Origin of the sequence: Williamsia sp. 1138 (assembly GCF_002095435.2) — a bacterium.
Lineage (GTDB): Bacteria > Actinomycetota > Actinomycetes > Mycobacteriales > Mycobacteriaceae > Williamsia.
Window position 1 is genome coordinate 253,424 of sequence record NZ_MJEJ02000053.1, and the last position, 11,747, is coordinate 265,170.

7 protein-coding genes are annotated in these 11,747 nt (G+C 66.8%); 6 read left to right on the top strand and 1 reads right to left on the bottom strand.

What is annotated here, in order from left to right:
• Window positions 1–30: 30 nt before the first annotated feature.
• The gene (locus tag BH683_RS26155; RefSeq protein WP_246833607.1) at window positions 31–3,486 is read left to right on the top strand and encodes an amino acid adenylation domain-containing protein; all 3,456 of its coding nucleotides are present in this window, start codon (window positions 31–33) and stop codon (window positions 3,484–3,486) included.
• Between the two features lie 3 nt (window positions 3,487–3,489).
• Window positions 3,490–4,806: a SidA/IucD/PvdA family monooxygenase gene (locus BH683_RS26160; RefSeq protein WP_084839274.1), complete on the top strand. Its 1,317-nt coding sequence runs from the start codon at window positions 3,490–3,492 to the stop codon at window positions 4,804–4,806.
• 17 nt (window positions 4,807–4,823) lie between these two features.
• Here BH683_RS26160 and BH683_RS26165 read toward each other — a convergent pair whose 3' ends face one another.
• A complete protein-coding gene (locus tag BH683_RS26165) occupies window positions 4,824–5,489 on the bottom strand; it encodes a GNAT family N-acetyltransferase (RefSeq protein ID WP_084839199.1) in 666 nt (221 codons plus the stop codon).
• 101 nt (window positions 5,490–5,590) lie between these two features.
• Here BH683_RS26165 and BH683_RS26170 point away from each other — a divergent pair, with 101 nt between their 5' ends.
• The 4 genes from BH683_RS26170 (at window position 5,591) to BH683_RS26185 (ending at window position 11,685) form a co-directional block, all read left to right on the top strand.
• Window positions 5,591–6,376: an alpha/beta fold hydrolase gene (locus BH683_RS26170; protein WP_084839200.1), complete on the top strand. Its 786-nt coding sequence runs from the start codon at window positions 5,591–5,593 to the stop codon at window positions 6,374–6,376.
• Between the two features lie 10 nt (window positions 6,377–6,386).
• Complete coding sequence (locus tag BH683_RS26175) at window positions 6,387–7,748, top strand: polyketide synthase (protein WP_084839201.1); 1,362 nt, start codon at window positions 6,387–6,389, stop codon at window positions 7,746–7,748.
• The gene (gene nbtC, locus BH683_RS26180) at window positions 7,741–10,830 is read left to right on the top strand and encodes a nocobactin polyketide synthase NbtC (RefSeq protein ID WP_084839202.1); all 3,090 of its coding nucleotides are present in this window, start codon (window positions 7,741–7,743) and stop codon (window positions 10,828–10,830) included. The genes BH683_RS26175 and nbtC overlap by 8 nt, the downstream gene beginning before the upstream one ends.
• A gap of 117 nt (window positions 10,831–10,947) precedes the next feature.
• On the top strand, window positions 10,948–11,685 hold the full coding sequence (locus BH683_RS26185; RefSeq protein WP_094647770.1) for a hypothetical protein: 738 nt from the start codon (window positions 10,948–10,950) through the stop codon (window positions 11,683–11,685).
• The last annotated feature ends 62 nt before the right edge of the window (window positions 11,686–11,747 follow it).

Sequence of the window (11,747 nt, forward strand, 5' to 3'; positions counted from 1 at the left end):
AGTGGACACCAGGCATCGGATGCATTGGGAATGAATCAGATTCGCGAGCAGGTCGCCGCACAGCTCGGCGTCGCGGTCGATGACGTCGAGGTGAACGCCGACCTGATCGGGCTGGGCCTGGACTCGATCCGGATGATGAAGATCGCCGGCTCGTGGCGCAAACGCGGCCACGACGTGAACTTCGCCCAGTTGGCCGCGGCTCCCACTGTCTCTGCCTGGGCCGAACTGATCGGGGTGACAACAGAACCCACCGTCGCGGACACCCTTGCGCCCGTGATCGATTCGGCACCGACCGAGGCATTCGGGTTGGCGCCGATGCAGCACGCCTACTGGATCGGGCGGTCGGAGGGACAAGACCTGGGCGGGGTCGCGGCCCATCTCTATGTGGAATTCGACGGCGCGGGCGTCGATCCCGGGGTGCTGCGCGCAGCCGTCGGTGGTTTGGCGGCGGCGCACCCGATGCTGCGTGCGCAGATCTTGCCCGACGGCACCCAGCGGATCCTTCCCGCCCCTGGGCGGGAGGTGTTCTCCGTCGTCGACCTGCGCGATCTCGCCGACGATGAGCTCGACCAGCAGCTGCGTTCGATCCGGGACACGAAATCTAGTCAAGTGCTGCCCATCTCGGACGGCCAGGTCTTCGACATCACCTTGTCGCTGCTGCCGCAGGACCGGACCCGGCTGCACGTGGACGTCGACATGATCGCAGGCGATGCGATGAGCTATCGCACGATGCTCGCCGACCTCGCCTCGCTGTATCACGGCGCCCGGCTCTCGGCGGTCGACTTCACCTACCGCGACTATCTGGCGTGGCGGAGCGCCAACCCCGACCCAGCCCGTGATCGCGACCGGGACTGGTGGACCGAGCGTCTACCGGAACTACCGGCCGCACCGGCACTTCCCCTGGTGCCCCAGTCGCAGCGATCGGACTCCGGCCACGTCGTCCGCCATCACCACTGGATCGACGCGGAGGCCAAGGCCGCGCTCGCAGCCGCCGCCCGAGAACGCGGTGTGACGATGGCGATGGCGCTTGCCTCGGTGTTCGCGGAGTCGATCGCCCGCTGGTCCAGCGCCCCGCGGTTCCTGTTGAACCTGCCACTGTTCCATCGCGAGCCGGCGCACCCCGATGTCGACCGCCTCGTCGGCGACTTCACCACGTCGGTCCTGCTCGACGTCGACGCCTCCGTCCCGACCACCATCGTCGATCGCGCGCGACAGATCCAGAAGACCATGCACGCCAATGGCTCCCATGCGTCGTACAGCGGACTGGAGGTGCTCCGGGACCTCGGTAGGCTGCGCGGAGAACAGGTCCTTGCACCGGTCGTGTACACCAGTGCCATCAACCTCGGAGAGCTCTTCTCCGGCGAGGTCATCTCCACCTTCGGCGAACCCGAATGGATCGTGTCCCAGGGCCCCCAAGTATTGCTCGACGCGCAGGTCACCGAATTGCGTGGCGGCTTGCTGCTGAACTGGGATGTCCGGGAGTCAGCCTTCTACCCCGGTGTTGTCGACGCGATGTTCGCGCAATACCGAGGCGCGGTCGACCGGTTGACCATGTCGGATGCCGCGTGGGAGGCCGACACCACCGGACACCTACCGCTCGACCAGCGGGCGGTACGGGACAGCGTCAACGCCACCGACTTCCCGACCAGCAATGATGTTCTGCACGAAGGCTTCTTCCGGTGGGCACAGACAACCCCGGATGCGCCCGCAATCCGTTCCGGTGCCGACGGACTGTTGACCTATCGCGAGGTGTGCGCGCGAGCCCTGGCGGTGGCGGGGGCGTTGCGCGACGCAGGGGTACGGCAGGGACAGGCCGTCGCCGTCCAGCTACCCAAGGGGCCCGACCAGATCATCGCGACCCTCGGGATCCTGGCCGCCGGCGCCACGTACGTCCCGGTCGGACACGACCAGCCTGCGGCCCGGCGTGCGCACATCCTCACCGCCGGTGACGTCGTGGCCTGGCTCGGTGTGGACGCGACGTCGGGGCAGCAACCGGAGGCGATGGTGTCGCTGACGTATGCGGATGCCGCCGGCCATCGGAATCCGCTCGCGCAAGCGGTGATCCCGGACCCGGAGACGCCGGCCTACGTTCTGTTCACCTCCGGTTCCACCGGGGTCCCGAAAGGCGTGGAGGTACCGCATCGCGCGGTGATGAACACCATCGAGGACCTCCATCATCGTTTCGGGGTCACGGCCGCCGACAGCGCGCTGCTCGTATCGAATCTCGAGTTCGACCTGTCGATCTACGACATCTTCGGACTGTGGGGTGTCGGAGGCGCCGTCGTCACCCTCACCGATGCCGAACGTGCCGATCCCGACACCTGGGTCGACCTGATCGATCGGCACGCGATCACCCTGCTCGCCTGCGTCCCGAGCCTGCTCGACATGTTGCTCAACGCGACGCCGACAGGCAGTACCGCCCTGACGTCGGTGCGGGCGGTGTTCCTCGGTGGGGACTGGGTGGGCGTGGACCTGCCCAGGCGGATGGCAGCGCACTCCCCGGCTGTCCGGGTCGCCGGACTGGGCGGCACGACGGAAACCGCCATCCACGCCACGATCTGTGAAACCGTCGATCCCCCTGCCCAGTGGGCGGCCGTCCCCTACGGAGTGCCGCTGCACAACGTCCAGTGCCGGGTCGTCGACGCGGCGGGCAACGACTGTCCGGACTGGGTTGCCGGGGAACTGTGGATCGGTGGCGCCGGTGTCGCTCTCGGCTACCGAAATGATCTCGAACGCACGGCCGACCGGTTCGTCCGCAGATCCGGGCAGAACTGGTACCGCACGGGTGATCTGGCCAGGTACTGGCCCGACGGTTGCCTCGAATTCCTCGGCCGCGCAGACCATCAGGTCAAGATCCGCGGCTATCGCGTCGAACTCGGCGAGGTCGAGGGTGCCCTGCGGCTGTTGCCGGGGGTGCACCGCGCTGTCGCGTCGGTGATCACGTCGGCCGCACCGAAACTGGTCGCCGCGGTCTCGCCCGAGGCGGGTGTCGAACTAGATCACGACGAGGTCCTCGAAGGCCTGCGGGAGTTGCTGCCCGGCTACATGATCCCCGGGCACCTGTTGATCATCGAGGCCTTCCCGATCACGAGCAACGGCAAACTCGACCGGCGGGCAGTGCAGACACTGCTCGAGACCGGCGAGGACGAGCTCACGTTCGAAGCGCCCCGGACGGCGCTCGAGCGGGCGCTCGCCCAGATCGTCGGGGAGTTGCTGGACCTCGACGAGGTGGGACGAGGCGACGACTTCTTCTCTCTCGGCGGAGATTCGGTACTGGCAACCACCTTGATCGCCCGCATCCGAGAGTGGCTGGACGCGCCCAGGGCCGGAGTCGCCGACGTGTTCTCCGGACGGACCATCGCGGCAATCGCCGATCGCCTGATGCTGTCGGACAACTCGCACGATCGGCTCGAACAGGTCGCGGAAATGTACCTCGATGTCCTCGCGCTCGACGATGACGACCTCTCGCACTTGGTTCCGGAGTAGATGATGACCGAAGACTCGACGACCCCGAACACGGTGGAAACGCTTCTTGTTGTCGGCGCCGGCCCCAAGGCGCTGGCGGTCGCGGCGAAGGCCGCGGTGATGCGCGACCTGGGCCTGCCCGCACCACGTGTCATCGCCGTCGATTCGCATGCGGTCGGTGGTAATTGGGAGGCGGGTGGCGGTTGGACGGATGGACGGCACCGCCTCGGGACCAGTCCGGAGAAAGACATCGGGTTCCCCTACCGCTCCAACATCGCGCCTGGCCACAATCACGAGATCAACGCCGCGATGATGGCGTACAGCTGGTCGTCTTTCCTGGTGGACCGCGGCACCTATGCGGAGTGGATCGACCGCGGCAGGCCCAACCCCCCACACCACAACTGGGCGAAGTATCTCCAGTGGGTTGCTCAGAAGATCAACCTCGAATTGGTGGTGGGCACGGTCACGACCGTGTCGTCGGACGGTGCCGGGTGGACAGTGCAGGTGTCATCGACAGACGGCACGTCGCGCACCCTGCAGGCCGACGGGCTGATGATGTCGGGTCCCGGCCGCAGCGACCGGGCACTGGCCTCTCACCCGAAGGTCCTGAGCATTGCCGAGTTCTGGAACCTGGCCGGACGCAGAGAGATCCCGCCCTCCTCGCGGGCCGCGGTGATCGGCGGCGGCGAGACGGCAGGGTCCGCCCTCGACGAGCTGATCCGTCATGATGCGATGACGATCTCGGTGATCTCGCCGACGGCGACGATCTACACCCGGGGTGAGAGTTTCTTCGAGAACGCACTGTTCAGCGACCCGTCGAAATGGGCCGCGCTCAGCACTGTCGAACGGCGCGACGTCATCCGCCGAACGGACCGTGGGGTGTTCTCGGTCCGGGTGCAGGAGACCCTGATCGGCGACGCCCGGGTGCACCATCTGCAGGGCCGGGTTGTTCGGGTGGCCGACCAGAACGGATCGGTCGCTCTGACCCTGCACAACGAGCTGCGAACGGCACAGGCACACAGCTTCGACCTGGTGGTCGATGCAACCGGTGGCCAGCCCCTGTGGTTCATGGACCTGTTCGATTCGGCCACAACCGATCTGCTGGAACTGGCGATCGGCTGGCCACTGGACTCCGAACGTCTCGAGCTGTCCATCGGATACGACCTGGCGGTGACGGGTCTCGAGCCCAAGTTGTATCTGCCGAACCTTGCCGGGTTCGCCCAAGGGCCCGGTTTCCCGAACCTGAGCTGCCTCGGTGAGCTCTCCAACCGTGTGCTGCGGTCAGAGGACGCAAAAGCCAAGGACACCAGGCGTTCACAGGCCCGATCGGGGCGGCGATGAACGGCCGGGGCCTCGGGTCAGGAACGCCTCATGGTGTGCAGCGCGATACGACGGCCCGGCCGTACATCGAACTCGCCGAGTTCGGTGAAACCCCGCTTCTGCAGCGCCCGCCGCATCCTGGTGTTGCGGTGGTCGGGGTCGACGATGATGGTGTCGCACCGCATCTCTGCCGCGAAAATGGCGTCGGCGAGCTGCGCCATCGCGGCCGAGATGACTCCACGATCGAGGAATTCTGTTGGCCCGGTCGCGATGTGGAATCCCATGTCGCACGGAGCGGCGTCGTACACGCGGGCGTTCTCGTCTCGGGCGGCACGGTACAGCTCCACGTAGGCGACCTCGATGATCGCGGTGGAACCCGCGGCCGTGAGGTCTCCGCCGGCCGGCGTCGCGTCGAATCCGTCGAGCTCGGAGACGTCGACACCGAGGATGCACGGTCGCGAGTAGTCCCCGGCCAACCTGGCCGCGGAATCGGCACGCCACTCCTCACGCGTCCACGGTTGCTCCCACGATTCGACCAGATGCGGCAACGACATCCACGTCGCGATGATGTCGGGATCCGCGCTGTCCGGGTCGACCAGCCGCAGAGAATACGGAGTGGTGAGCGTCGGGACCACGGGCGGGCCGGCGGCCAGGATGTCGTCGCCGACATCGACGATTTCACGTTTGAGGACGTGCGATGTCATGGCGGTGGTGCTCCGTTCACGTGCCTGCGGTCAATGAAGCAAAGCCTACGTCAAGGCCTCGCGGCCTCCGCACAACCGCCGAAGATGAGGAGTACCACCCAATGTCACGTGATCTCGGATGGATCAGGCAATTCCACAAACCCGTCTCGGCTGACAACCCACCGCTGCTGATCTTCCCGCACGCGGGAAGCGGCGCATCGACCTACCGGACGTTCTCCAAGCAGCTCGGCGCGATCTTCGACGTCGCGGTGCTCCAGTATCCCGGTCGCCAGGACCGCGTCCGCGAGGAACCGGCGCAGACCCTGCCAGAACTCGCCCGTGGGGCGTTCGACGAGTTCGTGTCGTCCCGCTGGAACCGGCAGGTCCCTGTTACCGTCTTCGGCCACAGCATGGGTGCGATTGTCGCGTTCGAGTTCGTCCGGCTTGCCGAGGCCGCCGGTATCGACGTTCGGCTGCTCGGGGTGTCGGCTGCGGTGGCGCCGTCGCAGGTCGAGAATCTGCCTCCGCACCCCAAGGAAGACCAGGAGTTGCTCGCCCATCTCTCGGCGCTGAACGGTACCGGTGGTGACGTGCTGGCCAGTGCCGATCTGATGAGGATGGCGCTGCCGGTGATGAAGATGGACTACCGCGCATTCGACGCGTACTCCTGCCCGGCCGACGTCACCGTCGCCGCCGAGATCCAGGCGATGGGCGGGGCCGAGGATCCGTTCATCAAACCTCGTGAACTGTACGGCTGGTCCGCGCACACCACGGGGGAGAGCGGGGTGAGCGTTTTCGATGGCGGCCACTTCTACCTGGACGGCAACCGTGATCCGATCGCTGAACTCCTGGCGCCCCAGCCGCCGATGACACCCACCTCGGTGACGCAGACCTCGATGTACCGATAGGACCCGTGACATGACCGATGACACAACCGATCCCATCGTCATCTCCGGGATGGCCGTGGAGGCGCCCGGTGGTATCGACGACCTCGGGTCGTTCTGGGATGCGTTGAGCGGTGGACACGAGCTGATCGGTGCCTTCCCCCGCAACCGGGACTGGGACATCGAGGAGGTGCTGGCCCTCGATCGGATCGACGGCTGGGCGCCTGTCGCCGATGCCGGGGGATTCCTGGACGCTGCAACCGAATTCGATCCGCTGTTCTTCGGCATCAGCCCGCGTGAGGCGGCCGCGATGGATCCGCAACAACGCGTCGCATTGCGGGTCGCGTGGCGGGCGCTCGAACACGCGGGCATCAATCCCGGAGCACTCGACGGCGAGGAGGTCGGCTGCTACATGGGGGTCTCGATCAGCGAGTACGGTCCTCGCGCCGCAGCGGTCAACGAGTTCAGCGGACACCGTATCGCCGGTACCGCCCTCGGCGCAGCGAGCGGCCGGATCTCACACAGCCTCGGGCTCATCGGCCCGTCCGTCAGCGTGGACACCGCGTGTGCATCGTCGCTGACGGCCCTGCACCTGGCCGCGGGCGCGGTCCGCGGTGACGAATGCGACTGGGCGATCGCCGGCGGTGTCTGCGTGATGGGTTCCCCGGCAGCCTTTTACGAGTTCTCAAAGAACAACGGTCTCGCCGCCGACGGGCACTGCCGTTCCTACGCCGCGAACGCCACCGGCACGCTGTGGGGCGAAGGCGCCGGTGTTGTCATCGTCGAGCGAGAATCCCGGGCCCGGGCCATGGGGCACCGGGTGTACGGCAGGGTCGAGGCGACCCGCATCAACCACAACGGCAAAGGCATGCCCATCGTGGTGCCCAGTGCCTCCGCGCAGGAGAAACTCATCCGAAAGACGTTGCTGGCAGCCCAGATCGATCCCTCCGATGTCGGTCTGATCGAAGGGCACGGGACTGGTACCCCACTCGGTGATCCGATGGAACTGACCGCCCTGCAGAACACCTACGGCAAGTCCGGCACGTCCGAGGTGAAGCTCGGATCGGTGAAGTCGAACGCCGGGCACGCCCAGGCGGCATCCGGCATGTTGGGCCTGATCAAGGTGCTGCTGTGCGGCGAGCACGGTCAGACGGCGCCGAGTCTTTTCGCGGACGACCCCACCGACAAGATCGACTGGGACGCCTCGGCCTTGCGTCTGGCCGATGATCTCGACCACTGGGAACCCACGAACGGCGTTCGATACGGCGCCATCTCGTCCTTCGGTGTCTCCGGCACCAATGCCCACGCGATCATCGGCATGCCTGAGCCGACCGACGTCGGGCTGCGTAGCCCCACCCGTCCAGCGAACACTGCCGCGGAGGTTTCACATGCCTAGTTACCGATTGCCCGACGGCCGTGTCCCGGTGATCGTGTCTTCCGACTCGGCGGAGCTGTTGCGGACCGAAGCGGCGGCCTTGGCCGACTACCTGCATAGGCACCCGGAGGTGACGATCGGGGACGTCTCCTCGATGCTGATGCGCACCAGGGTTGTCCGGCGTCACCGGGCGATGGTCCTGGCCACCGATTCCGCGCAGCTGACCGAAGCTCTCGAAGCCCTGGCCGAGGGGGTCGACCACGCGGATGTGATCGCCGGGCGCGGCGCAGCTGCCAAGCGCACCACCGGCTTCATCTTCCCGGGCCAGGGCAGCCAGAGGCGGGGGATGGGCAGGCTCTTCTACGACCTCTCACCGGTGTTCCGCGAATCCGTTGAGGGCAGTAACGCACTCTTCCAGGAGCTGTACGACATCTCGCCGCTGGATTACCTGCTCGGGGAAGAATCCGACGAGCGTGAGGACATCCGGATCGTCCAGCCGGCGCTGCTGATGCAGATGGTCGCGCTCGCGCAGATGTGGCGATCGGTGGGGGTCGAACCGGCGACCACGGTCGGCCACAGCCAGGGCGAGATCGCCGCGGCATACATCTCCGGGGCGATGTCGCTGGCCGATGCCATCCACGTCGTGACGAGCCGGGCGAACCTGGTGGTCGAGTTCTCGCCGACCGGCTATTCGATGGCTGTCGTCGCGATCGACCGCGACGAATGCGAGGCGATGCTGGCAGCGAACTCCGGATGGGCCGAGCTCTCCGTCGTGAACTCACCCCACATCCTGTGCATCTCGGGTGACCGCGGCACGGTGATCGAGATGGTCGAAGCCCTGACAGCGGGGGGCAAGTTCGCCAAGGAGATCCGGGTCGACTATCCGGCGCACACGTCTATAGTCGCCCAGTTCCGTACGAAGCTCGGGGAAGCGATCGGCGACAAGCTCGAGAACCAGGCGTTCCTCGAGACGGACATCGGTTGTGTCGGTGGCACGCTCGGCAAGCAGGTCACGACCGACTATCTGCTCTCGGACTACTGGTTCTGGAATCTGCGCAATCCGGTCCGGTTCGACCTCGCGGTCGGGGCCGCCGTCGCCGGTGGCGCCGACACCTTCATCGAGGTCGCCGAACATCCGACCCTGATGCTGGCCATCGGCGAGAACATCAGCGTCACCGCACCCGATGCGACGATCCCGGTGATCGGCACCTCGCGCCGCAGCTCCGTCGATCTCGCAGAGTTCACGAAGAACCTCGCCACGGTCGCGGTCAACGACACCGGATACCGCTGGGAGGCACTCGCGGTCGCCGATGACGGGGCGCCGCCGTTGCCCCTGCGGGATTTTCCGGCAGTGCAGATGAAGGCGACGTCGCTGTGGGCATCTCACCTCGCTCCCGGCGAGAAGCCACGTGGTGCGGCGGTGTCGCCCGAGACTGCGCGGGAGTACCCGCGTCGTGTCGTCGAGACCTGGACGCGACTGCAGCGGCGCAAGCTGGGTCCACCGCGGTCGTTTCTCGTCGTCGAACACGGCGGCGGCAGTGGTGATGTCGCCGCGGGCCTGGTGGCTGCGGCTGCAGACCACGGCGCGAGCGCCACCGTGTACGAATCGGGGGTCACCCAGGGGGCGTTCGATTCGGTGGTCGTCGTGCTACCTGCACTGCCTAGCGTTGATCTACCGACCGCGGTGGCCGAATTGGCGCGGCTCTTCGGAGACCCGCAGTGGCTGCCCGACGTCGCGAGGGGGGCCGCCGAGTGCTGGCTCGTCACGGTGGGCGGCGAGTCCGTCCTGCCCGACGACGAGCTGCCGCAGCTGTTCGGCGCAGGCGCGGCGGCAGGATTTCGCTGTCTTGCTGCGGAATTCCCGACCACGGTGTTCCGGCACCTCGATCTCCCGGCGGATGCGCCCGCGAGCACAGTCGTCGGTGCGCTGCACACGGCAGTGGAATCGGACCTCGCGCTGCGTGGGGGCAAGATCTACGCCAAACGACTGGTCTACGCGGAGCCCGATGCGTCTGCAGCCGACTCACGGCCCGCAACAGAGAATCTGGGTCACGTCGTGATCGTGGGCGGAACCGGCAAACTCGGACTCGAGTTCTGCGAGCACTACGTGCGGGCGGGTGCCGACCGAATCACGCTGTTGAGCCGCACCGGCGCGAGTGCGGCCATCGAACCGCGACTGAGGGCGATCCGGGCGCTCGGAGATACCGACATCGTCGTCGCCTCCTGCGACGTCGGAGAAGAATCGTCCGTTCTCCAGTTCGCTGCGGCACACGAGAACATTCCCGCGGGGGTGCTCGTCCACGCCGCCGTCAACTACGTCGACGCGGGTCTGGACGACATCACGCCGGAGATGGTCACGGAAGCCGCCTCGTCGAAGGTGCTGGGCATCGCCAACGTGCTGCGATCGTTCCCGCTCACTCCCGATTGCCGGGTGCTGCTGTGCTCGTCGATCGCGGCGTCACTGGGCGGTCGCGGTCAGATCCTGTACGCGGTCACCAACCGACTGCTCGACATCCTGGCCCGCACGCTGCGGGTCCAGGGCATCGATGCCCACGCGCTGCAGTGGGGCCTGTGGAGTGTGCAAGGACCGCTCGATCAGGCGGCCGTCGCCCGGGTCGAGGGCGCGGGCGTCGTCCCGATGAGGCCGGCAGATGCGCTCGCGGTCGCCTTCGAGGGGAGGCAGCGTGACTCGATCATCGCTGCGGCGGATTGGGTGCAGTTGCATGCCCTGGTATCGGTGTTCGGGCATGGATCGCTGATCGCGGGGCTGGTCCCGCCATCGCCGGCCCCACAAACCCCTGCTGCCGCGACCCCGGTCGTCCCCACGGGTCCGACGACTCCGGTCATCGCGTCGCGGGAGCTCACGTTCTCGGAACTCGTTGTCGCCGAACTCAATCAAGTGATGGGTATCGAGGGAGGCGACATCGACCGCTCGATGCCGCTGGTGGCGCTCGGACTGGACTCCCTGCAGGCCCTCGACTTCCGGAAGCGGGTGAAAGCAGAGTTGGACCGGGATCTGCCGATCGAAGCGATCCTCGGCGGCGCATCGCTGGACGAGGTCGTGGCCCTGATGGACGAACAGTCCCGGAGCCGGGTGGGCTGACTGGGGACCGGCACAGGTCAGGTCGAGTAAGGACAGGCTTACCATTACGACGACCACCGTGGTTGAATGAGCCGGTCCACAGTTGCGGATCAGATCATTGAGTAGAAGGCAGATGCAGTGACCGGGAAACCAAGTTCAGGTGTCAACGTGCCGACGGTGTTCGTTGCCGCAGGCGTGTCGGCGATCATCTCGGCACTGATCGTCTCGATCGGGGTGGTCGGAGTCCTCTTCGCCGTCGACTCCGACAACTCCGGTGCGACCGCCGCGCAACCGACCGTCGTCAATCTCGGTTCCGCCGCCAACCCCCAGGGGACCGCACCGGTCGCCGGAAACGCGCAGGCCACCTCACCGGCGCCCGCGGCGCCGACAACGACGACACAGGCTCCCGCAGCTGCTCCGGCTCCCGTCGTGGGTGGCGGAACATCGGGAGGCGGCGGCTACGCGGCGCCGCAGTCGCAGGCCCCGGCAGCCACACAGGCCCCGGCGGCGCAGCAGCAAGTCGAAGCCCCTGCCGCGCTGTCGACGGACGAACTGAACAGCAAGCTCAAGACCGTCCTGAACGGGTCCAGTGGTCAGAAGGCGGACGAGCTCGAGGGCGGCGCCAAGGCCGCCACGGTCGGCGAAGGTATCGGCAACACCCTGCGCGCGTTCGAGCCGGTTGGACTCAAGTGGTGGATCGCGGGCCCCGTGAACGTCAGCGGCAACACCATGACCGCCAACCTGGTGCTTCGCTCACCCGGATTCAACGACGCGACCATGGGTCTGACCTGGGTCTGGAAAGACGGCAAGTGGAAGTTGTCGAACACCAGCGCCTGCGAGATCGCGGGCTACGCGCAGGTCCCCTGCTCCCTGTAACACCCGGCAGATCGGTTGATCTTCCGTGGCGGCCCGACCTGCCCACACCAGCTGAAAGACAA